The organism is Pseudomonas sp. zfem002 (assembly GCF_032621685.1).
GTDB classification, from domain to species: Bacteria; Pseudomonadota; Gammaproteobacteria; order Pseudomonadales; family Pseudomonadaceae; genus Aquipseudomonas; species Aquipseudomonas japonica.
The window spans coordinates 617,699-639,692 of record NZ_JAVYJH010000001.1 but is presented as its reverse complement, the minus strand read 5'-3'; the positions used below and the strand labels follow the sequence as shown (position 1 = coordinate 639,692).

General features: G+C 67.6%; 24 protein-coding genes. 1 reads left to right on the top strand and 23 read right to left on the bottom strand.

Annotation, left to right across the window (positions count from 1 at the left end; all coding sequences use genetic code 11):
• Positions 1-14: 14 nt before the first annotated feature.
• Genes RTI28_RS02855 through RTI28_RS02760 form a run of 20 tightly spaced genes read right to left on the bottom strand, consistent with a single transcriptional unit; the run spans position 15 to position 18,183 of the window.
• Positions 15-1,241, bottom strand: coding sequence for a beta-ketoacyl-ACP synthase (locus RTI28_RS02855; RefSeq protein WP_316919025.1), 1,227 nt, complete (start codon positions 1,239-1,241; stop codon positions 15-17).
• On the bottom strand, positions 1,241-1,969 hold the full coding sequence (gene fabG, locus RTI28_RS02850) for a 3-oxoacyl-ACP reductase FabG (protein WP_316919024.1): 729 nt from the start codon (positions 1,967-1,969) through the stop codon (positions 1,241-1,243). Before fabG ends, RTI28_RS02855 begins: the two co-directional genes overlap by 1 nt.
• Entirely contained in the window at positions 1,966-2,433 is a 468-nt protein-coding gene (locus RTI28_RS02845; protein WP_316919023.1) for a hotdog family protein, read from the bottom strand. The genes fabG and RTI28_RS02845 overlap by 4 nt, the downstream gene beginning before the upstream one ends.
• Positions 2,430-3,629, bottom strand: coding sequence for a beta-ketoacyl-[acyl-carrier-protein] synthase family protein (locus RTI28_RS02840; protein ID WP_316919022.1), 1,200 nt, complete (start codon positions 3,627-3,629; stop codon positions 2,430-2,432). The genes RTI28_RS02845 and RTI28_RS02840 overlap by 4 nt, the downstream gene beginning before the upstream one ends.
• Positions 3,626-4,111, bottom strand: a complete 486-nt coding sequence (locus tag RTI28_RS02835; protein ID WP_316919021.1) for a hypothetical protein — start codon at positions 4,109-4,111, stop codon at positions 3,626-3,628. Before RTI28_RS02835 ends, RTI28_RS02840 begins: the two co-directional genes overlap by 4 nt.
• Positions 4,108-4,839, bottom strand: a complete 732-nt coding sequence (locus RTI28_RS02830; RefSeq protein ID WP_316919020.1) for a class I SAM-dependent methyltransferase — start codon at positions 4,837-4,839, stop codon at positions 4,108-4,110. The genes RTI28_RS02835 and RTI28_RS02830 overlap by 4 nt, the downstream gene beginning before the upstream one ends.
• Positions 4,836-6,083: an NAD(P)/FAD-dependent oxidoreductase gene (locus RTI28_RS02825; RefSeq protein ID WP_316919019.1), complete on the bottom strand. Its 1,248-nt coding sequence runs from the start codon at positions 6,081-6,083 to the stop codon at positions 4,836-4,838. Before RTI28_RS02825 ends, RTI28_RS02830 begins: the two co-directional genes overlap by 4 nt.
• A complete protein-coding gene (locus RTI28_RS02820) occupies positions 6,070-7,230 on the bottom strand; it encodes a sodium:proton antiporter (RefSeq protein ID WP_316919018.1) in 1,161 nt (386 codons plus the stop codon). Before RTI28_RS02820 ends, RTI28_RS02825 begins: the two co-directional genes overlap by 14 nt.
• Entirely contained in the window at positions 7,227-9,755 is a 2,529-nt protein-coding gene (locus tag RTI28_RS02815) for an MMPL family transporter (RefSeq protein ID WP_316919017.1), read from the bottom strand. Before RTI28_RS02815 ends, RTI28_RS02820 begins: the two co-directional genes overlap by 4 nt.
• The gene (locus RTI28_RS02810; protein WP_316919016.1) at positions 9,727-10,317 is read right to left on the bottom strand and encodes an outer membrane lipoprotein carrier protein LolA; all 591 of its coding nucleotides are present in this window, start codon (positions 10,315-10,317) and stop codon (positions 9,727-9,729) included. The genes RTI28_RS02815 and RTI28_RS02810 overlap by 29 nt, the downstream gene beginning before the upstream one ends.
• An 11-nt stretch (positions 10,318-10,328) precedes the next feature.
• Positions 10,329-10,754, bottom strand: a complete 426-nt coding sequence (locus RTI28_RS02805; RefSeq protein ID WP_316919015.1) for an acyl-CoA thioesterase — start codon at positions 10,752-10,754, stop codon at positions 10,329-10,331.
• Positions 10,747-12,291: an aromatic amino acid ammonia-lyase gene (locus tag RTI28_RS02800; RefSeq protein ID WP_316919014.1), complete on the bottom strand. Its 1,545-nt coding sequence runs from the start codon at positions 12,289-12,291 to the stop codon at positions 10,747-10,749. Before RTI28_RS02800 ends, RTI28_RS02805 begins: the two co-directional genes overlap by 8 nt.
• A complete protein-coding gene (locus RTI28_RS02795) occupies positions 12,272-13,210 on the bottom strand; it encodes a glycosyl transferase (RefSeq protein ID WP_316919013.1) in 939 nt (312 codons plus the stop codon). Before RTI28_RS02795 ends, RTI28_RS02800 begins: the two co-directional genes overlap by 20 nt.
• Positions 13,207-13,941 carry a glycosyltransferase family 2 protein gene (locus tag RTI28_RS02790; protein ID WP_316919012.1) on the bottom strand — a complete coding sequence of 245 codons (735 nt, stop codon included), beginning with the start codon at positions 13,939-13,941 and terminating at the stop codon, positions 13,207-13,209. Before RTI28_RS02790 ends, RTI28_RS02795 begins: the two co-directional genes overlap by 4 nt.
• On the bottom strand, positions 13,938-15,608 hold the full coding sequence (locus tag RTI28_RS02785) for an AMP-binding protein (protein WP_316919011.1): 1,671 nt from the start codon (positions 15,606-15,608) through the stop codon (positions 13,938-13,940). The genes RTI28_RS02790 and RTI28_RS02785 overlap by 4 nt, the downstream gene beginning before the upstream one ends.
• A complete protein-coding gene (locus RTI28_RS02780) occupies positions 15,605-16,150 on the bottom strand; it encodes a hypothetical protein (protein ID WP_316919010.1) in 546 nt (181 codons plus the stop codon). The genes RTI28_RS02785 and RTI28_RS02780 overlap by 4 nt, the downstream gene beginning before the upstream one ends.
• Entirely contained in the window at positions 16,147-16,401 is a 255-nt protein-coding gene (locus tag RTI28_RS02775; protein WP_316919009.1) for an acyl carrier protein, read from the bottom strand. The genes RTI28_RS02780 and RTI28_RS02775 overlap by 4 nt, the downstream gene beginning before the upstream one ends.
• A gap of 9 nt (positions 16,402-16,410) precedes the next feature.
• Positions 16,411-16,677 (bottom strand): phosphopantetheine-binding protein, encoded by a 267-nt coding sequence (locus RTI28_RS02770; protein WP_316919008.1) that lies wholly within the window; start codon positions 16,675-16,677, stop codon positions 16,411-16,413.
• Complete coding sequence (locus RTI28_RS02765) at positions 16,652-17,464, bottom strand: lysophospholipid acyltransferase family protein (RefSeq protein ID WP_316919007.1); 813 nt, start codon at positions 17,462-17,464, stop codon at positions 16,652-16,654. Before RTI28_RS02765 ends, RTI28_RS02770 begins: the two co-directional genes overlap by 26 nt.
• Positions 17,440-18,183 carry a beta-ketoacyl synthase chain length factor gene (locus RTI28_RS02760; protein ID WP_316919006.1) on the bottom strand — a complete coding sequence of 248 codons (744 nt, stop codon included), beginning with the start codon at positions 18,181-18,183 and terminating at the stop codon, positions 17,440-17,442. Before RTI28_RS02760 ends, RTI28_RS02765 begins: the two co-directional genes overlap by 25 nt.
• Before the next feature lie 285 nt (positions 18,184-18,468).
• Between RTI28_RS02760 and RTI28_RS02755 the strand changes: the two genes are divergently transcribed.
• Positions 18,469-19,242, top strand: coding sequence for a ParA family protein (locus RTI28_RS02755; protein ID WP_316919005.1), 774 nt, complete (start codon positions 18,469-18,471; stop codon positions 19,240-19,242).
• A 90-nt stretch (positions 19,243-19,332) separates the two neighbouring features.
• On the opposite strand, the gene RTI28_RS02750 is transcribed toward RTI28_RS02755, so the two are convergent.
• The 3 genes from RTI28_RS02750 to trxC all read right to left on the bottom strand — a co-directional run bounded on the left by RTI28_RS02750 (position 19,333) and on the right by trxC (position 21,878).
• The gene (locus RTI28_RS02750) at positions 19,333-19,815 is read right to left on the bottom strand and encodes a DUF6392 family protein (protein WP_316919004.1); all 483 of its coding nucleotides are present in this window, start codon (positions 19,813-19,815) and stop codon (positions 19,333-19,335) included.
• Positions 19,816-21,294: an S-type pyocin domain-containing protein gene (locus tag RTI28_RS02745; RefSeq protein ID WP_316919003.1), complete on the bottom strand. Its 1,479-nt coding sequence runs from the start codon at positions 21,292-21,294 to the stop codon at positions 19,816-19,818.
• A 149-nt stretch (positions 21,295-21,443) separates the two neighbouring features.
• Positions 21,444-21,878, bottom strand: coding sequence for a thioredoxin TrxC (gene trxC / locus RTI28_RS02740; protein ID WP_316919002.1), 435 nt, complete (start codon positions 21,876-21,878; stop codon positions 21,444-21,446).
• Positions 21,879-21,994: the final 116 nt, after the last annotated feature.

Genomic DNA, 21,994 nt, shown 5'->3' with positions numbered 1-21,994 from the left:
CTCTCCTGTTCGTTTCAGGGCCAGCGACGGAAGATCAACGAGGTGTTGACGCCGCCGAAGGCGAAGTTGTTGCTCATGACGTACTGGTTGCTGATGCCGCGGAACTCCCCGCAAAGGTAGTCCAGCTCGCCGCAGCGCGGGTCGATGTTGACCAGGTTGAGGGTGTGCACGTAGCGGTCACTGTTCATCATTTCGATGCTGAACCAGGCCTCCAGCGCGCCGCAAGCGCCGAGGGTGTGGCCGAGGAAGCTTTTCTGTGAACTGATCGGCATCCGTGGTCCGAACAGGCTGCTGGTGGCCAGGGTCTCGGCGATATCGCCCTGTTCGGTGGCGGTGCCGTGACCGTTGACGTAGCCGATGGCCTGCGGCGCCAGCTCGGCATCTTCCAGGGCCAGTTCCATCGCCCGGCGCATGGTCGCCTGCTCGGGGCGGGTGGTGTGCTGGCCGTCGGCATTGCTGCCGAAGCCGACGATCTCGGCGTAGATATGCGCGCCGCGGGCCAGGGCGTGCTCCAGTTCTTCCAGCACCAGCATGCCGGCACCCTCGCCGATCACCAGGCCGTCGCGGCCGCTGTCGTAGGGGCTCGGGGTGCTGTGCGGGGCGTCGTTCTTCAGGCTGGTGGCGTACAGCGCGTCGAACACCATGGCCTCGGTCGGGCACAGCTCCTCGGCGCCGCCGGCGAGCATCAGCGGCAGGCGGCCGAACTTGATCGCCTCGTAGGCGTAGCCGATGCCCTGGCTGCCGCTGGTGCAGGCGCTGGAGGTAGGGATCAGGCGTCCGGTGAGGCCGAAGAAGATGCTGATATTGGCCGCGGTGGTGTGCGGCATCATGCGCACGTAGGAGTTGGCGTTGAGGCCTTCGGCCACCGAGTTGAGCAGCATGTTGCCGAACGCCTTGATCTCGTCGGTGCTGCCGGTGGACGAGCCGCAGGCCACGCCCATGCGCCCGTCGCGGATCGACGGGGCGTCGAGCAGGCCGGCGTCGAGCAGCGCATTCTGCGAGGCGGCGACCGCGAGCCGGGAGACCCGGCCCATGCTGCGCAGCTGCTTGCGGGTCCAGCTGGCCGGCACGGCGAAGTCATCTACCGGGCCGGCCAGGCGGGTGTTCAGTTCTTCGAAACGGTCCCATTCGTCCATGCGCCGGATGCCGCTGCGGTTGGCGGCGAAATTTGCGGCGATGGTCGCCCAGTCGCTGCCCAGGGAAGTGATGCCGGCCATGCCGGTGACGACCACACGCTTCATCAGCACAGGCCTCCGTTGACGGCCAGGACCTGGCGGGTGATGTAGGCGGCCTCGGCGGACATGAGGAAGTTCACCGCGCCGGCGACTTCCTCGGGGGTGCCCATGCGCTGTGCCGGGATCATTTTCAGCAGTTCTTCCACCGGCACGTGCTCGTCCAGCATGGCGGTGTCGATCAGCCCCGGGGCCACGCAGTTGACCGTGATCCTGCGCTTGCCCAGCTCGATCGCCAGGGCCTTGGCCGCGCCGATCACGCCGGCCTTGGAGGCGCTGTAGTTGACCTGGCCGCGGTTGCCGATCAGCCCCGACACCGAGGTGATGCAGACGATGCGCCCCGGCGCGCGGCGACGGATCATCGGCATCATCACCGGGTGCAGGACGTTGTAGAAGCCGTCGAGGTTGGTGCGCAGGACCTGGTCCCAGTCTTCCTCGGTCAGCGCCGGGAAGGCACCGTCGCGGGTCAGGCCGGCGTTGCACACCACGCCGTAGTAGGCGCCATGGGTTTCCACGTCGTCGCTGAGGATCGCCGCGCAGGCGGCGCGGTCGGCCACGTCGAACTGCAGGACCCGGGCCTGCTGGCCGAGGCCGCGGACTTCCTCGGCGACCGCCTCGGCCTCGGCGCGGCCGCTGCGGCAGTGCAGCACCAGGTCGAAGCCGGCACGGGCCAGGCGCAGGGCGATGGCGCGGCCGATGCCACGGCTGGAACCGGTGACCAGGATGGTGTCGGTCATTGTGGGGACTCCTCGTCGCCCGCTTCGGCCAGGTATGCGGTGGCCTGCGGCGGGCGGAAAACATTCAGGCGGGCCGTGGCGTGCAGCCCCGGTCCGTACAGGTGGCACTCGAACACGCCCATGCCGTTGTCGTCTTCCAGCGAGCGCAGGGCATGCACGCGCAGCTGCGCGCCGGCGGGGAAATGCTCGACATCGCATTCGAACTTGCGCGTGCCGAGCAGGAAGCCCAGCTCCACCGGCTTGCCCTGCTGGCGCGCGCGGCAGCCGGCATAGGCGGCGACGGTCTGCGCCATCAGCTCGATGCCGACCCAGGCCGGCAGGCTGCCGTCGGGCCGATTGAACAGGCCGCCGGGGCGCACGGTGAGGTGGGTGTGGATCTGCTCCTCGTCGAACGACTCGATCCCGTCGATGAGGATCATGTCGCCGGCGTGGGGCAGGAGTTCGGCCAGTGGCCAGGCAATCATGGGGTGTCTCCGAGAATCAGGCTGACGTTGTTGCCACCGAAGGCGAACGAGTTGCTCATCAGGTGCCGCGGCCCGCTGGCGGGCAGGCGGCGGCCTGGCTCGATCAGGTCGAGGGCGGCCAGTTGCGGGTCGGCGTGGCCGTCCCAGAGGTGTGGCGGCAGCAGGCCGTCGTGCTGCTCCCGGGCCAGGGCCAGCCAGCAGAACGCGGCTTCCAGGGCACCGGCGGCGCCGAGGGTGTGACCGGTCATGGGCTTGGTCGAGGAGCAGGCCAGGCCAGGGCCGAACAGGCGGTTCACGGCGATGCTCTCCATGGCGTCGTTGTGCCGGGTGGCGGTGCCGTGGAGGTTCAGGTAGTCGATCTGCCCAGGCTTGAGGCCGGCGTGGGCCAGGGCCTCGGCCATGGCGCGCAGGGCACCGGCACCGCTCGGGTCCGGGGCGGAAATATGGTGGGCGTCGGAGCTGGCACCGGCGCCGAGCAGGGCCACGCTGCGGCCTTCGGCATTGGCCTGGCGGGTCATCAGGAACACCGCGGCGGCCTCGCCGATGTTGATCCCGTCGCGGTTGACCGAGAACGGATTGCAGCGCGCGGCGCTGACCGCTTCCAGGGCGGTGAAGCCATTCAGGGTCAGCTTGCACAGGCTGTCGACGCCGCCGCAGATCACTGCGTCGCAGAGGTTCAGATCGAGCAGGCGGCGGGCGCTGATCAGGGCGCGGGCGCCGGAGGTGCAGGCGGTGGAGATCACGTAGGCCGGGCCGCCGAGGCCCAGCCAGCGGGCGAGGAAGGCCGCCGGCGCAGCGAGTTCCTGCTGCGCGTAGTCGTAGCTCGGCGGCAGCTGGCCCTGGTGCAGGTAATGGGCGATGCCCTGGCTGGCTTCCTCGATCCCCGAGGTGCTGGTGCCGAGGACCACGCCGATGCGCCGCGCGCCGAAGCGGGCGATGGCGTCGCGCAGCGGCGCTTCGATCTGCGCACAGGCCGCGTACAGCAGCTGGTTGTTGCGGCTCTGCTGGTCCTGGACCGGGCTGGGCAAGGACGGCAATTCACCCGGCACCGCGCCGACGATCACCTGTTTTTCCGGTACCCAGCCCGCTTCGGCGCGCATGCCGGAGCTGTCGCCGGCGAACAGGCGGCGGGCGACTTCGGCCTGATCACGCCCCAGGGCGCAGACCAGGCCCAGGGCGTTGAGGTAAGCGGTCATGGTGGACTCTCGCCGGGCAGGGGGGTGACTTGATAACGCAGGCCTTGCTGCAGATTCAAGGTGAAGTCGTCGGCCTGGCGGTAGGTGACCTGCCAGCGCTCGTCGAGCCAGCGCCGATTATCCTGCTGTCGCGCCGCGGGATAAAGCGCCGTCAGGCGCTCGGCCGGGGTCAGGGCGAAGAGCAGGGCGGCGAACAGCTCGCGGGCCGCCGGGTTGGGTGGCAACAGGCCGTCGGCCTGCCAGGTGCCGTCGCCGAGCAGCTGGCGGGCCTGGGGGATGCCCAGCAGGTCGAGCAGCGACCAGCGCAGGCGCTGGTCCTCGCGCTGGATCACCAGCAGCCAGTCCTGGCGTTGTCCGGCCTGTTCGCGCTGCACATGCAGGGTCATCGGCAACTGCAGCGGCGGCACCTGCTCGGGCAGCGGCGGGCTGCCGGCGCAGGCGCCGAGGATCAGGCAGGCGAGCAGCAACAGCAGGCGTTTCATGCGGCGTCCACGGGCTTGCGCGCGACCACGTTGACCAGGGTTTCCTCGCGCTGCCCCGGCGGCGGTGGCCGGCGCAGGCCGAAGCGTTCGAGCAGGCCGAAATCCTTCGAGCGGCTCCACCACAGGTAGGGGTAGGAGACATTGCGCTCGCCGAACACGAAGCCCTGCTCACGCAGCATCTGCAGGTAACCCTCGGCGCTCTTCTGCACATGCATCGGGTGGCGGAACAGCCAGCGGATCACCCAGGTGTCGATATAGGCCTCGGTGGACTCGGCGAACAGCAGGTAACCGCCGGGCTTGAGCACGCGCCAGAACTCGGCCAGGGCCTTTTCCTGCTCCACCAGGTGGTGGAAGGTCTGGTGGCAGAACAGCAGGTCGACGCTGGCATCGGCAAATTGCAGCTGGGCGCAGTCGCTGCCCTTGAGCTCGACCTTCAGGCCCTGGTTCACCGCCTCGGCCCCGCTGCACTCCAGGCTGTGCGGGTCGGCGTCGGTGCCGAGCAGCCGGCCCGGTTTGAACACCTGGTGCAGGTGGCGGAACGAGCGCCCCTGGCCGCAGCCGACATCGAGCAGCACGGGGGCCTGCGGCGGCTCTTCGTCGAACAGGCGGCGCAGGTCGTTGATCGCCACCCGCAGCACATGGTGCTGCCAGGTGTGGCTGCGCAGGAACCAGAAGCCGAAGCGGGTTTCCTCGACGTAGGTGTCGCTGAAGAAGCGCTGCTCGCTCATGCCTCTTCCCTCGCGCAGATCTCGGCGAGCATGCGCAGGCGCCGCTTGGGTTCGCTGACGAAGGGATTGCGCTGGTCCCAGGCGTAGCCGGCGAGGATCGAGCTGATCATGGCGCGGATTTCCGGCGAGCTGTCGGGGTGGTAGATGACGTCCTGGAAGCTGCCGTTGTACCAACCCTCGACATAGCAGCGGAAGGTATCGACGCCGCGCTTGAGCGGGGTGGCGAACTCGCTTTCCCAGTCCACCGCCTCACCCTGCAACTGACGGTGCAGGACGCCGGCGGCCATGCTCGCCGAGCGCATGGCGATGGTGACGCCGGAGGAGAACACCGGGTCGAGGAATTCCGCGGCGTTGCCGAGCAGGGCGAAGCCCGGGCCGTGCAGGGTCTTGACGTTGGCCGAGTAGCCGCCGATGGTCCGCGCCGGGGTGTCCCAGACGGCATGCTCCAGCACCTTCGACAGGCTCGGGGTCTGCGCGACGAAGCCCTTCAGGCAGGCATCCAGGTCGTCCGGGGCGTGGTCGTAGTGCTCGGCGGCGGCGACCACGCCGAGGGAGCAGCGGCCATCGCTGAAGGGGATGGTCCAGAACCAGATATCGCGATGTTCCGGGTGGGTGGTGATGAGGATCTTGTCGCGGTCGAAGCCGGGATGGTCGATGCGGTCCTCGATATGGGTGAACACCGCCTGGCGCACCGGGAAGCTCGACGGTGCTTCCAGGTCGAGCAGGCGCGGCAGCACGCGGCCGTAGCCGCTGGCATCCAGCACGAACTGCGCTTCGACCAGGTATTCGCTGCCGTCCGGGCGACGTACCTGAACCTGGGGTCGCTCGCGCTCGAAGTCGGCGCCGACGATTTCCTCTTCGTAGCGGATCTCCACACCCTGCAGGGCGGCCTGGTCGGCCAGCAACTGGTCGAAGCGCGCGCGCTGGACCTGGAAGGTGGTCGGCCGGCCCTTGCTGAAGGTCTCGCCGAAGTCGAAGGCGCTGTACGCCTCGCCCCAGGCGAAGGCGGCGCCGTTCTTCAGCTGGAAACCGGCCGCCAGCAGGGCGTCGAGCATGCCGGCTTCCTCGACGAAGTCGATGCAGTGCGACAGCAGGCTCTCGCCGATGGAAAAGCGCGGGAAGCGCTGGCGTTCGATGATCAGTACATCGTGACCCTGGCGCTTGAGCAGCGCCGCGGCGATGGCGCCGGACGGGCCGGCGCCGATGACCAGTACCTGCCGTTGTTGCAGTTCAGTGTTCGGCATGAGGCCTCCTTGCCGTGGTAAGGGTGTTGAGCGGAATCCGGTGCAGCCCGGCCAGCGCGGGCATCAAGGTGGCGACCAGGCTCATCAGCATCAGGGCGAAATACAGCGCCGGGCTGATCAGCTGCTGTTGCAGGAGCAGGTTGAGGAAGACGATCTCGCTCAGGCCGCGAATGTTCAGCAACAGGTTCTCGCGCCAGCGACTGGCGCCGGGGAATGATGGTTCGGCCCACGTCAGGCCCAGCCAGTTGCCGAGCATCTTGCTGGCGATCGGCAGCGCCACCAGGGTGCCCAGTTGCAGCAGGTCGAGGTGCTGCAGCAGGTGCTGGAAGTCGATCTGGATGATGCCGAAGGTCAGGATCAGCGGGATGGCCACGCCGTTCTGCAGGCGCCTGATCCACTGCGCCGATATCGGCAGGCGCAGCGGCACCTTGAGCCAGGCCAGGCAGGCCAGGTAGGCGATGCCGAAGATCAGCGCGTTGAGCTTGTAGTGCTCGGCGACGAACAGCAGGGCGAGAAAGGTCAGGCCGAATACCCAGGGCTTGCGCAGGCCCAGCAGGTACAGGGGCAGCGGCGCGCAGGCGGCCAGCAGCGGCCAGGCCAGGCTCAGCGGGTCGAGGCTGCCCTGGCCCAGGCCGAACAGCAGCCAGCAGACCAGGTCGATGCCGATCGCCACCTGCATCAGCCGGCGCGTGGCGGCGGGGGGGTAGTCGATATTGCGCAGGTACAGGTAGAGCACCGGCACCGCGGTGATGGCGAACACCAGGCCGAGGGCCAGCGAGGTCAGCCACGGCTGCTCGGGCAGCAGCAGGGCGCCGCAGGCCAGGCCGCAGACGAAGGGTACGAGGAAGCTGGGCAGGGCGATCTTCAGGCTCTGGCGATCGACCTTCAGCTCGACCACGTCGGAGAGGATGTGCCCCAGCAGCAGGGCGAAGCTCAGGCCGTACAGGGTCTTCAGCCAGCCGGGGGCGATCAGCGCGGCGCCGTTGAGCTGCCAGTGCGGCTCGACCCACAGCAGCATCAGCAGGGGCAGGCCGAGGGTCGCCAGCAGCAGGTGGCTGACGATGCTGATCAGGCCCAGGCGCCGGCCGATTTCCCCGGCGATCAGGAACAGCGACAGGGCCAGGGCCCAGAACAGCACGATGCTCAAGCCGACTTCTCCCTGTGGCGTGGCGCGGCCCATGGGGCCAAGGCGAAACTGAAGACCAGGCCGAGACTCACGGCCAGGCCGAAATTGCTCACCGCCGGCGTGCTCGACACCGCCAGCAGGCCGAACGACAGCCAGGTGGTGACGGCCGCCAGCAGGGTGCCGAGCAGGCTCACCGCGGCGCCGCCGATCTGCTCGTGCATGAGGATCGCGTAGTCGACGCTGATCGCCGTCACCAGGAGCAGACCGAACAGGCTGAACAGGGTCAGCGGCTGCCCCAGCCAGCCCAGGCTGGCCAGGCTGCACAGCGCCGCCAGCAGCGGCAGGGCGACGATGCGCAGCGCGCCGCCGAGGCCGAAGGGCAGGATCAGCAGGGCGACGATCAGCGCGCAGGACAACAGCTTGAGTTCCGCGGCGCTGACCTGGGTGGCGGCGAACAACTGGTTCAGCTCGCCGAGGCGATCGACCAGTTGTACACCTTCCAGGCCCTCGGCCTGTTGACGCAGGACACTGGCGTCGCTCAGGCCTTGCAGGCTGACGATGGCGGCGACGCCCTGTTCATCAGAGGCACAGGTAACCAATTGATTTGTAGGAGCTGGCTTGCCTGCGAAGGACCGCGAAGCGGTCCCGGTTCCAGATTCGGAGCCGGGTAGAGACCATTGGCCTGGCTGTAGATCAGGAACCGGGACCGCGTCGCGGTCCTTCGCAGGCAAGCCAGCTCCTACAAGAGCGCGCATGCCCTCTCCCTGGGCATGGCAGCCCAGCCACAGGGGGCGGAAGGCCTCGCCGAGGGGGCCGGCAAGAACCTGGTCGATATCCAGCGTCGGCAGCGCCTGTAGTTGCGCCAGTTCAGCCTCCAGCGCAGCTTGCGGTACACCCCCGGCCAGCAGTGGTTGCCAGTGGGCGGGCAGGCTGCCGAGCGCGGCGCGGGTCTGGTCCTGCTCGGCAGCGCTGGCGAGCAACTGGTCGAGGGCCATGTAGCCCTTCAGATGGCCCGCCGCGACTTGCTGGTCCAGACGTTCGCCAAGTCCTTGCAGACGATCGAGCAACTGGCCCTGGTCAGCGCCGCGCACCAGGTAGAACTGGCTGGTGGGCTGGTAGCCGGTGATCCGCGCCACGGCCATGGCTTCTTCCTGCAGCTGCGGCGGGCTGGCGACCCACTGGCGCACGTCGTTGCGGTTCTGCAGGTGCCACAGGCCGCCGATGCAGAACAGCGCCAGAAGGCCTGGCAGGACCACCGCCGGCAGCCGCTCCAGCAGGCGCAGGCGCAGGTTCACCAGGGTTTCGGCGATACGCAGTGGCCACTGCGCCGGTTGCAGGTCGACCGTGCGCAGCAGCGCCGGCAGCAGGCACACCGAGCTCAGGTAGGCGCCGATCAGCCCGGCGGCGGAGAACGCGGCGATCTGGGTCAGGGCCGGGAAGGGCGTGAAGCCCAGGGCCAGGTAGCCGACGCAACTGGTCGCCAGGCTCAGGCTCAGGCCGGGCAGGGTCCGGCGCACCGCCTGCCAGGTGTTCCACGGGCGCAGGCTCCAGCTTTTCGAGAGGAAGTGCAGTGGATAGTCCACGGCCACGCCGATCAGGCTGGCGCCGAGGACCAGGGTCATGACGTGCATCTGGCCGAACAGGGCGATGCACGCGGTGGCGCCGAACAGCATGCCGATCAGCACCGGGATGAAGGCCAGCAGCACGCGCAGGCGGCGGAAGGCCAGGAGCAGGATGGCCAGGATACCCAGCGTCGCACCGCCGCCGATCCAGGTCATTTCATGGCTGGCCTGGCGCTGGCCGTTGGCGGCGTAGAGCAGGCCGCTGGCGGCGAGCAGGCGGGCGTCGCGCTGCGCGGCGAGGCTGCGGCTGCTGTCCAGCAGGTCGGCGACCCGCAGCGGCAGCTTCATGTCGAAGGCATTGCCCTCGGTGCGGGCGCGCAGCAGCACCCAGTAGCGGTCGTCGGCTTTCGCCAGGAGCGCGCCGCTGGCGGTATCCAACTCGATATTGGCCGGGCGCGGCTGGCTGTTCTGGATGCGCCCGGTCAGCCCCAGCCAGTCATCCTGGCTGGATACCAGGCTGAAGCCGGCGAAGGGGTCGAAGAGGCTTTGCAGGCGTTGCTGGACGAAGGCGTCCGGAGCCTCGGCGAGGGTCGCGCGGTCGGTGCGCGAGAGCATCGCCAGGCGGCCCTGCAGCAGTTGTTCGCGCAGGGCCTGGAGGTCGGTCTGCAGGCTCCACTGGACTTTCTCGAACAGGCCGCTGGCCTGCCATTGCGTGGCCAGCTCGCGGGCCAGGTCGATGGCCTTGTCGCGCTCGGCGTGGCCGACCAGCACCAGCATCTCGCGGTTGAGCGGTTCCTGCATGCGCTGTTCGGCGCGCTTGACCAGCGGGTCCTGGGTCGCCCCGGGGACCAGGGTCATCAGGTCGGCGGACAGCGCCGGACCGCGCTGCCACTGCCAGCCGGCGAGGGCCAGGACCGCGAGCAGCAGGACGAGGAACAGGCGCGGCAGCAGGCGCTCAATCGACAAGGTCGTGGCGCTCCGCATCGTTCAGGCTGGCGCTGACGCTGGACGGCATGCGCAGCACGGTGCTGTCGCCCTGGGTTTCCAGCAGCTCGATGCGCTCGACAAACTGGCCGCCATGGATCTCGATGCGCGTGAAGATCTGCTTGAGCACCAGCGAACGTGGGGTCAGGTCGAGTTTCCAGGCCTTGGCGTCGCCCTCCAGGGCCAGTTCGAAGTCACGCTCCAGGCCGCTGCTGTCGCCTTGCAGCACGGCGAAGAACAGCTTGTTCTGCTCGCTGCCGGCGGTGCGGGTCGGCAAGGTCTGCCAGCCGTTGGCGTCGCGCCGGGCAATGCCCTGGCCATTGAGGCGGTAGTCCTGCTTCAGCGGGGTCTGCAGCAGCCACAGCAGGCCGTGGTCGCGGGCGAGGACGAACTGGCCGTTGCTGACCAGCGGTTGCGGCAGGGCGCGCAGGTGTTTTTCCTGGACGAACGGGCCCTTGATCACTTCCGGCGCGCTCAGCTGCTTGCGCAGGTCGTCGAGGCCGAAGGCCTGGGCCAGGCCGCAGACGCACAGCAGGCCGAGGCCGAGCAGCAGGCGCTTCATGGCAGCGCCCCTCATGGCAGCGCTCTGGCGACGGCGTCGAGCATCACCTGCGGCGAGGCCAGCTGCATCTCGCGGCTGGCGATATGCACCGCGACCTGCACGGAGCTGGCGCGGGTCATGCGCTCGCCGGTGGCGGCGTCGCTGATCAGGTAGTTGATCTTCAGGCGGTTCTCCCACTCCACCAGGCTGGCGCGCACCTTCAGGCGCTGGCCGAAGGTGGCGCCGCGCATGTAGCGCAGCTGCAGGTCGATCACCGGCCAGGCATAGCCGGACTCCTGCATCTGCAGGTAGTTGTGGCCGAGGTGGTCGAGCAGCGCGCAGCGCGCCACTTCCAGGTATTTCACGTAGTGGCCGTGCCAGACCACCAGCATGCTGTCGACATCGAAGAAGGGCACCAGCACTTCAGTGTCGACATGCAGCACACCCTGACTACGCATGGAGCCTCCAGTGCTGCGCGGTGATGCGTTGCAGGCAGCGGCGCAGGTCGCTTTCCAGGGCGCGGTCCTCGATCACCGGGGCGAACTCGTCGAGCAGGGCGCGGTGCATCGCATCCAGCGCCGGCGGCAGCGGCCGCGCATCGGCCTCGCGCGCGCGCAGCCAGACACCCTGGTTGGCCGCCAGCAGGGTCGCCGCGGCGACCTGCTCGGTCAGCTCCAGGACGCGCAGGGCGTCGCGGGCGGCGATGGTGCCCATGCTCACCTTGTCCTGGTTGTGGCATTCGGTGGAGCGCGAGAACACGCTGGCCGGCAGGGTGTTCTTCAGGGCTTCGGCGGTCCAGGCGCTGGCGCCGATCTGCACCGCCTTGAAGCCGTGGTTGATCATCGCGCGGTCGGCCGGGGCGCCGGACAGGTTGCTCGGCAGGCCGTGGTTGTAGCGCACGTCCACCAGCAGGGCGAGCTGCCGGTCGAGCAGGTCGGCGACGTTGGCGACGAGGTTCTTCAGGCTGTCCATGGCGAAGGCGATATGCCCGCCGTAGAAGTGCCCGCCATGCAGGACGCGCTCGGCGTCGCCGTCGATGATCGGGTTGTCGTTGGCGCTGTTCAGCTCGGTCTCGATGAAGCCGCGCAGCCAGCCCAGGCTGTCGGCCAGCACGCCGAGCACATGCGGCGCGCAGCGCAGCGAGTAGCGATCCTGCAAGCGGTGCAGGGGCGCGGTCGGCGCGTCGATGGCCAGGTCCTGGCGCAGCCAGGCGGCGACCTGGGTCTGCCCCGGGTGCGGCTTGGCGGCGAACAGGCGCTCGTCGAAGTGTTCCGGATTGCCCTGCAAGGCCACCACGTTGAGCGCGGTGATGCGCGTGGCGAGCTTGAGCAGGTAGCCGGCGCGGGTCCAGGCCAGGCAGGCCAGGCCGGTCATCACCGCGGTGCCGTTCATCAGCGCCAGGGCCTCTTTCGGGCGCAGCACCAGCGGCTGCCAGCCCAGCTCGCGGTGCACATCGGCGGCCAGGCGGCGCTCACCGCGGTACAGCACTTCGCGCTCGCCAGACAGGGTCGCGGCCACGTAGGACAGCGGCGTCAGGTCGCCGCTGGCGCCGACCGAGCCCTCTTCCGGGACTGCCGGCAGGATGTCGTGGGCGATGAACGCCTGCAGGCGCTCCAGCAGCTCCACGCGCACCCCGGACACACCGTGGCACAGCGACTGCAGCCGCGCGGCAAGCAAGGCGCGGGTCGACGGCGCATCGAACTCCCGGCCCAGGCCGCAGCCGTGGAAGGTGAACAGGTGCCTGGGCAGCGCCTCGACATGCTCCAGCGGCACCGCCACCACGCAGGAATCGCCGTAGCCGGTGGTCACGCCGTAGATCACCCCTTCCTTGTCCAGCAGGGTGTCGAGGAACTGCGCGCCGCGGGCAATGCGCGCGCGGTACTCGGCGTCGTCCTGCAGGCGCGACTCGGCCTGGCGCTGGGCCAGGGCCTGGATGTCTTCGATCGAAAGCGGCGACTCGCCGAAGGTTACGGGCTCACGCGGATGCATCGTCATCGTTCTTCCAGAAAGGGTAGAAATTGAACCACTGCCGCGGGGCCTGCAGGCAGTAGTGGCCGAGCCGTTCGGCGTAGCGCGCGGCGTGCTCGGCGATCACCTGGTCGCGCTGGCTGCGGCGCCATTGCACGGACTCGGCGAAGGGTTCGAGGGTGACCTGGTAGCGGCCCTGGCGCTTGAGGCAGAACAGCAGGTTGACCGGGCACTTGAGCAGCCCGGCGAGCAGCCAGGGCCCCTGCGGGAAGGCCGCCGGCCGACCGAGGAAGTCCACCGTCACGGTGCGCGCGCCATGCAGCGGCACGCGGTCGCCGGCGATCGCCAGCCACTCGCCGCGCTCCAGGCGCTGGCTCAGTTGCAGCATGGTCGCCGGGTCCAGCTCGCTGACCTGGATCAGGCGCAGGTGGGTCGCCCCGGCCTCGCCCAGCAGGCGGTTGAAGCGCTCGGCATGGCGGGTGTGGACCAGCACGTTCATGGTCACCTGCTGGCCCATTTCGGCCAGGGCGCGACAGACTTCGAGGTTGCCCAGGTGCGCGCCCACCAGCATCTGCCCGCGCTCGGCGCGCAGCTGGCTGTGCAACTGGCCGGGATCGACGATCTCGATCTGCTCCAGGCCGAGCTTGCCGTTCCACACGTCGAGCTTGTCCAGCAGGGCGTCGGCGAAGGCCATGAACTGGGCGAATACCCGGCCTGTGGTCGGGCGCAGTTCGGCCTGGCCGCTCCAGTCGGCGAGGTGGCGCTGGTAGGCCCAGGCGGCGCGGCGGGCGCGGCGGCCGAAGAGGAAGAAGTACAGGACGATGCCGTACAGCACCGGGCTCAGCAGGCGCCGGCCGAGCAGGCGCACGCCGAAGGCGGTGAGCTTCATCAGCAGGAAGCTGCCGCGCTCCTCGTGGTCGGCCCAGTGGCGTTGCGGGCTGCTCATGCCGTCCACCGCCGCCAGAGGATCAGCGGGGCGCGCAGCAGCATGCCGAAGAACAGCTTGGTGTGCATCTTCGAGATCAGCGCGTTGTCGTGGAACAGGCGGAAATGCGACAGGCCGTCCTGCGGGTAATGCACCTTGGTCGGCAGCCACTGCATCGGCTGGTTGCGCCAGGCCAGGCGCACCAGCACCTCGGGGTCGAAGTCCATGCGCCGGCCCAGCTCGACCTTGTCGATCAAGGCCAGCACCGGTGGCAGCGGGTAGACGCGGAAGCCGCACATGGAGTCGGGAATCTTCAGCGACAGGCTGTTGATCCACACCCACACGTGGGTCAGGTAGCGCGCGTACAGGCGGCCCTTGGGCACGCTGGCGTCGTACTGCGGATAACCGCAGATCAGCGACTCGGGATGGGCACGGGACTGGTCGAGAAAGCGGCTGACATCGGCCAGGTCGTGCTGGCCGTCGGCATCCACCTGCAGGGCGTGGCTGAAGCCCAGGCGCGCCGCCTCGCGCAGGCCGGCCATGACCGCGCCGCCCTTGCCCTGGTTGACTGGCAGTTGCACCAGCCAGGTGTCCGGCTCGCTCGCCAGCTGGCGCAGCACCGCGGCGCAGGCCGGGCTGCTGGCGTCGTCCACCAGCACGCAGGGCAGGCCGGCGGCGCGCAGGTCGGCGACCACCGCCGGCAGCGCGAGCTCGTGGTTGTACACGGGAATCACCGCGCAGGGCTTGTTCACTGGCCGGCCTCCAGGAGGATGCGGCCGCTGGAGCACGGCTTGCCGTCGCAGGTGTAGGCGAAGTACAGCTTGCCGCGCTCGACGTCGAAACGCAGGGTCAGCAGCAACTGGTCACCGGGGCGCACCAGTTGCTGGAACTTCAGCACTTCCATGCCGGCGAAACGCCGCGGCTGGTCGAGCAGGGCCTGGCCGAGGGCGATGGCCCAGTCCACCTGGACCACCCCGGGCAGCACCGGGGTCTGCGGGAAGTGGCCGTTGAAATAGGCGAGGTCGCCGGAGATGGCCAGTGTCAGGTGCAGTTCGTCGCCGTGGCGTTGTTCACCGAGCAGGTCCGGTCCGGTCGGCCGCGGCGCCGTCAGCAGGGTTTCCACCAGCGACTGCGGCAGCTTGCCCTGGGCGGTGTACGGCAGTTGCCGCAGCAGGCGCCAGCGGCGCGGCAGGGCCAGGGCTTCGCAATGCGGGACGAGGTGCGCGCGCAGGGCTTCGGTGACCGCGCGGCGGCCTTGGTTGCGCAGGGCATGCAGGCCCCTGGCGCTGAGCTGCAGGAGGGCGCCGAGGGCGGCGCGGCCGCCGTGGATGACGCCCAGGCGTGCCTCCTCGACCCACGGGTGCTGGAGCAGCGCCTGTTCCAGCATGGGCAGGGCGATGCGCTTTTCTTCCAGCTTGACGATGCGGTCGAGGCGCCCGAGCAGGCGGAAATGGCCGTTGGCGTCGAAGCTCACCGCATCGGCGCTCTGCTCGACCTGCCCGGCGGGCAGGTAGGGCGACTCGATGCACAGCGCGCCGTCGTCGTTCTGGCTCAGGCGGATGCCGGAGAACGGCTGCCACAGGCTGTCGCCCTGGCGCCAGGCGATACCGCCGGTTTCCGAGCTGCCGAGGATTTCCGTCGGCCACTGGCCGAGGCGCTGGTTCAGGGCCTGGGCGGCGTCGGCGGGCAGTTCGCCGCCGGAGGAAAATACCCGGCTGACCTCGCTCAGGGCCGGCCAGTCGAGGTTGTCGCCCATGCGCTTGAGCAGCGCCGGGCTGGCGACCCAGGCGAAGGCCGGGTGTTCGCGGCTGGCCCGTTGCAGGTCCTCGGGGAACGGCAGTTGGTGGCGGACGAAGCTGCGTCCGGCGCACAGCGGCCACAGCACGCGGAACAGCAGGCCGTAGATATGCTGGGTGGACACGCTGCCGATGATGCAGGCCTCATCCAGTCCGGCGCCCCACAGCGCTTCGAGGGTGTTCACTTCGTTGGCCAGCTGGCGCAGGCACTTGTCGATGCGCTTGGGCTGGCCGGTGGAGCCGGAGGTGCACAGGCTCAGGCGGCAGGCGTCGAGGTCCAGGTCGGCGGCGGCCAGCGGCTCGGCGAACAGCGCGTGGGGCCGCTGGTCCTGCTCGCTCAGCCACAGGTCGACTTCGCCGTCCCAGCGCTGGCGGGTCTGCGCCTGCAGGTCGGCGGGCAGCAGCACCTCGACCCCGGCGCGCCAGGCGCCGAGCAGGGCCACGGCCAGCTCGGCGGCGTCTTCCAGGTAGATCGCCAGGCGCCGCACGCCGCGCTGTTGCAGGCCGGCGGCCAGGCGCAGGGCCTGCTCGCAGAGTTGCGCATGGCTCAGCGCCGGGGCGTGGCTGACCCGGCGCGCGTCCGCACTCGGCCACAGCAGTTGCTCAAGGTTGATCCATTTCATGAGCGTCCTCGCACACGTTGTCGTACCAGCCATTCGATGGCGAACAGCAGGCCCATCAGCCCGTAGGCGATCAGGCCGTTGTAAAGGGTCCACCAGGCCAGCGGCGCCCACAGGGTCAGCGCCGCGGCGACCAGGCCGTTGGCCAGGAAGAAGGCGCTCCACACCTCGGTCACCCGTCGCGTGTAGCGCACCGCCCGGTCGGGCAGCTCGGGGTCGCTCAGGCGCGCCAGGCGCTCGGCCATGGGCATGCCGAACTTCAGGCTGGAGCCGAACAGGGCCAGCATGAAGGCGCTGATCAGCACCGGGTACCAGCGCAGCAGCGCCGGGTCATCGAACAGCGCCAGCAGCGCGCAGAAGGCGATGGCCACCAGGGCCATCCAGCGTCCGCCGGGGTTGTGCGGCTGGGTCATGGCGCGCGCCAGCCACAGCCCGCCGAGCAGCAGGCCGAACTGCCAGGGCGCGAAGTGCGCCATGCCGAAGTGCACCGCGAACGGGTACAGCAGGCCGGCCAGGACCAGCCCGAGCCCGATCAGGCGTTTCATGCCGCCGGGGCGACCAGGCGGTACACCGCTTCGACCACATCGTTGACGGTACGCACGGCCTTGAATTCCTCGGCGGCGATCTTCTTGCCGGTCTGGCGCTTGATGTGATCGATCAGGTCGACCGCGTCGATGCTGTCGATCTCCAGGTCCTCGTAGAGGTTGGCGTCGAGGGTGACGCGCGCGGCGTCCAGTTCGAACAGTTCCACCAGCGCGTCGCGCAGGGTGTTGAAGATGTCTTCGCGGGTTTGCATGGTGCGGTCTCAGGCGGCCTGTTTGGCGGTAACGAACGCAGCCAGGCTGGCCACGTTGGTGAAGTGGGAGCGGGTGTCCTTGGCGTCGGCGTCGATCTTGATGCCGTAGCGCTTCTGGATCGCCAGGCCGAGTTCGAGGGCGTCCACCGAGTCCAGGCCCAGGCCTTCGCCGAACAGGGTCTGCTCGTCGCCGATGTCGTCCGCGCTGATGTCTTCCAGGCCCAGGGCCTCGATGATCAGGTCCTTGATGTCACGGTTCAGTTGGGGGTTGCTCATCTTCTGCGAGCTCCTTGATGAAGTACTGGTGCAGATGGTCGTTGAGTTGGCGCGACGCACGCGGGGCCGGGCCCTGGCTGGCGAAGGCCTGTGGGTCGATGTCGGCACCGACGCGCAGGCTGAAGTGCACGCGGCGGTCCGGGATGCGGTACCAGGGTTCGCACCGGGTCAGGGTGGTGGGGTTGACCTTGATGGTCACCGGGGTGATCACCCGCGCGCCGCGCAGGGCGATGGCCGCCGCGCCGCGATGGAAGGACGGCGCCCGGCCGGGCTCGGTGCGCGTGCCTTCGGGGAAGATCACCAGGGTCTGGCCGTCCTGCAGCGAGGCGACGGCGCGGTCGAGCATGTCCATGCTGCCGTCGTTGCCGATGTACTGCGCCGAGCTCACCGGGCCGCGGGTGAACGGATTGCTGAACAGGCTCTGCTTGACCACGCAGTTGCTCCGGCGGACCAGGCCGATGAGGAACACCACGTCGATCAGCGAAGGATGGTTGGCGATGATCATCTGCCCGGGGCGGCCCAGGCGCTCGGCACCCTGGACGTCGTAGGTGAGCACGCCGCAGGCGGCCATGAAGCGGATGAAGCGCCAGAACAGCCAGCTGATGGTGTGCCGCGCCCGCTCGCGCTGGCGCTGGCGGTCGCCGGGCAGGCAGGCCAGCAGGGGAAAGACCAGCAGGCGCAGGCACAGCCCGCCCAGGCCGAACAGGAGAAAGCTCAGCGCGGTGGCCAGCAGACGCCAGAGCCAGGCGTCGCGTGGCCGGTTCAGGCCTTGCGTTGCCAGTTCCATGTGCGGTCCTTGAGGGTGTGGGTGCAGGTCGTGCGTTCGTCGAGCAGGCTGCGCAGCCAGCTCAGGGCATGGGGTTCGACGGCGACGGCGGTGGGCTCGCCCTGCAGCGACAGGCTCCACTCCTCGCCGGGGGTCAGCAGCAGGCCGAGGGCGTAGTCGCAGGGAACATCGCTGATCCACGGGCGATAGACTTCGGGCGGCTGTTCCTCGGCGACGATCAGCAGCACCGCCGGGGCGCCGTCGTGCAGCAGGCCGGCAGCTTCCAGCACGCCCTGTTCGAAGCCGTCGCCATCGGCGGCGATGGCGGTCATTTCGCTGGTTTCACCGCGCAGGATCGACCACAGGCCGATCACCGCGTTGTGCACGGACAGGCTGAACTGGGTCGGTGACAGCGGCTGGCCGTGGCTGAGGTCGCTGAGGATCTCGAAGGTGCGCGGGGTTTCGCCGTGGCGCGAGACGAACACCAGCGGCAGGCGTTCCAGGCCCTCGGCCAGCGGCCAGCCCACGGCGAACGCCATGCGCGCCAGGCGGCTGAGGCGGCGGCGCTGCATGGCGGGCAGGAACGACACGTCCGGCGCTGCGTCGGCGCTGTCGATCGCACACTCGCCGCGGCTCCACTGGCGCCAGTGCGCAGTCGTCTGGAGGCCGGGCGCCCAGGCGCGCCACTGACTGATATTGAATGTGATCACGGTGTGTATCTCGCCCTGAGGGACTTCCATGCCGAGGGGGACTCGGAGCAACGGCCTGCGGGCGAAATCGCCGAGTGCCGGGCATTATCCCGGTGCAAGGGGCCTGTAGCAAACAATGTATTGCCATTGATTGCGAAGCCGGTGACTCAACAGAGACCACTGCGGGCTTCGCGCATTGCATCCGCCCGCACTTTCCCGACAGGCGGCCCAGACGTGTTGTCGGTCGTTTTTGCGATCTCTTGAGCCTTTCTGTGCTGGTCAATCCCTCGGGCGGAACACATACTCGGTCATTCTTTGAAACACGGAGGTCTTTCCATGCGGCGCGTGGTGTTCAATCAGAAAGGCGGCGTCGGCAAGTCCAGCATCGCCTGCAATCTCGCGGCGGTGAGTGCCAGTGAAGGCTATCGGACCCTGCTCATCGACCTGGATGCCCAGGCCAACTCCACCCAGTATCTCACCGGCCTGACCGGTGCGGACATTCCCATGGGCATCGCCGACTTCTTCAAGCAGACCCTGTCCTCCGGGCCGTTCGCCAAGAAGAACAAGGTGGATATCTACGAGACCCCGTTCGACAACCTGCATGTGGTGACCGCCACCCCGGAGCTGGCCGACCTGCAGCCCAAGCTCGAGGCCAAGCACAAGATCAACAAGCTGCGCAAACTGCTCGACGAACTGGACGAGGAGTACGACCGGATCTACCTGGATACGCCGCCAGCCTTGAATTTTTATGCGGTTTCCGCGCTGATCGCCGCCGATCGCGTGTTGATCCCCTTCGATTGCGACAGCTTCTCGCGCCAGGCGCTGTATGGCCTGCTCTCGGAGATCGAGGAGTTGAAGGACGACCACAACGAGGACCTCAAGGTCGAGGGCATCGTGGTCAACCAGTTCCAGCCCCGCGCCAGCCTGCCGCAGCAGATGCTCGAGGAGTTGCTGGCCGAGGGTCTACCGGTGCTGCCGGTGTACCTCAACAGTTCGGTGAAGATGCGTGAGTCGCATGAAGCCAGCCTGCCGCTGATTCACCTGGAACCGCGGCACAAGCTGACCCAGCAGTTCGTCGAGTTGCATTCGCTGCTTGAAGAGAACGCTTAAACACCCTGTGCGCGCAGCCACTCCAGCAACTGCTGGAGTGGGATCATCTTACGGCTGTTGTTTGTAATCCATCTGTAGAGGCCTTACCTCTTAGTCATGACCGAGATCAATCAAGCGAAAAGCCATGCCAGCAACAGACTTGTCTGCCAGGAACTGAATGGCAACTTCAGCATTGTGATGCAGAGATCGATCAAGGCGATAAGCGTCCCATCCACCGGTCATGCCAATGGGGAGTGGAAGCTTTACAGGGCCTTTCGAGTCATCTGGAGTGCCTAGCTTCGCATGAATTCCTGATTGATCCATCTTGTGGGTGAAAGGCAGCGGAAGTTCGCCTTTGTACACATGTTCGCCTTCAAATTGCGCAGTCAGAGTGATCGTGATTCGCTCCAGTCGTTCTGTATGTGCCCAGAACCATAACTCGATACCAGGCTCGGCCGTTTGAATCAGATCTTCATTCTCACCTTCCTTGAATAGAGGGCGTAGCGCTTCGTCGCGGACTAGTCCTTCCTGAACAAGCTCGCGATAGGTACGACCCAGACTTTTAACCAGGTTGATTAGTTTGTTGGCATTCATTCAATACCATCCTTGCTTTTCGTTGATTTTATGCATCTTGGCCCGCCCATCCTCAAGCGTGAACTCTGCAAAACCCTCTTCGAGTAGATAGGGTTTAATTGCATCGAAATTACTATCCACTGCCGCGCGCAGATCACCCGCATCCAGCAACTGTTTTTCGCGAGTATTTCGCCCACCGTAGGTTTCGCTGAATTTTTGATGTACTGCTGCTGGTATTGCGATGCTCGCTACGTCGTTCACCAATCGATCAACCTGTTCGCTTGTGAGGTACGCCATCCTGGAACGCAGATAACGGCGGATCGCTGCCTGAGATGGCATATGGTCCACATGTAGCCCATTACGTGGACGGCCAGTGAATGCTCCGTAGGTATCAACCTCCAGCACTTCCACCGCCAGCTTGGCAAACACCAGATACAGCGGCGGCACCCCCGAATCCGCCGGGAACGTGAGGATCACGTCCTGCCAGGTGATGTCCTCGGCATCGTGCCCGGGGTAGGTGGTGATCTGACTGTTCCGCCCTGTGGGGATCGGATGAACCAGGATGTTGTCCAGCACATCCGGTCGCGCGCCGGGGTAGGTGGTCGGCGCCGTCACCAGCGGGCCGTTGTTGGGCGTCCAGGTGATGGTCAGGCCGCCGAGGCGCGCCTCCATTGCACTCTTGTCGGCATTCCAGTTGGCCTGCCTGACCGCTACCCGGTCCTCACCGCCGTAGTGACTGAAGGTGTGGAAACCATGGATCTGCACCACGCCCTGGGCATCGCGGCGGAACTGGAAGCGCACGCGGGTCAGCGCTTCGCTCATCTGCCGCAGTTGCTCCTCGGTGTAGAGCGTGCCGTCGGCCAGATCGGACGGCCACAGGGCCAGCAGCAACGGGCTGGCCGCGCTGGCGAACGAGGAGGCGCCGCGTACCGTCCATGTCCCCAGTCCCTCGAGCAGACCGCTGCCAGCGACACGGCCAATCGCCACGCCGCCAAGGGCGATACCGGCAGCGGTTTCCCGCGCCGTCGGGCCGATGACCGCGACCCGTCCGAAATTCTCGATGGGCTCCTGGGTGCAGGTGGATTTGGTGGTGCCGAGACAGGATCTGGCGAATACCCGGTCATGCAGCGCCACGGTGCTTTCGGAAGTTGTGCCCGGACCCGGCGCCACGTTGGCTGCGCTGGGCATCGCACGGAAGTTCGCCGATTGGGCGGCAGCAGACTGCTCCGGCGGCAGGCTCGTGCTGATCATCCGGGTCGAGCCGTACACCACATGATCCGGACAGCGGCAGGCAACCCGGTCGCCGGTGGCGGCGTAGGGCTGCTTTTCCGACCACTCGAAGGCGGTGCCGATGATGGGAAAGGTCCCGTTGCATTTTTCGCAGTGGGCCAGGTCACCCGACTGCACGATGGGTTTGTCGCCCTCGCACCAGATTGCCGTGGCCGAGACGACCTGACCGTAGGTGGTCTTGTCGCCCAGGCATGCCAATGGTCTTCCCATAACCCCTCCATAGTCGTGTGAGGGGCGGAATCATTGATGTGAAGGGGAATGCAGTCAGCAGGGCGTTTCCCAGCTATCTATAGGAAATCTCAGCAGTGCTTCGGAATTTTCATTAGAAAGGGCTGAATGCCTTGTAGGTTATCGGCCAGCTAGACGCCTTGAGTACGTAGCCACTCCAGCAATTGCTGGAGTGGAAATGCACCGCTCTGGCGTGCGACTTCCCGGCCGTTCCTGAACAGGATCAGGCTGGGGATCGAGCGGATGCCCAATTGGCCAGCCAGTTCGCGGTTGGCTTCACTGTCCAGTTTCGCCAGCCGGCAACGCCCGGCCAGTTGCCGTGCGGCCTGCTCGAAGACCGGCGCGAAGGACTTGCACGGCCCGCACCAGTCGGCCCAGACATCGATCAGCAGCGGCAGGTCGCCCTTGATCTGGCTGGCGTAGTCGGCCTGTTCCAGTTCGAAGGGTTGGGCCAGCAGGACCGGGCTCTTGCAGCGGCCGCACTTGGGGGTGTCGCCGAGGCGGTCGGCGGGGAGGCGGTTGAGGCCGTTGCAGTGGGGGCAGGGGATCAGCAGTGGGTCGGTCATGGGAGCGGGTCCGGAAATGGATTGTTGCAGGGTATGTGGCGGTGTTTCCCGGGGTTTTCAATGGCTCTGCCGCCGCCGCGCCGTAGGAGCGTGGCTTGCACGCGAAGGGCCTGTAG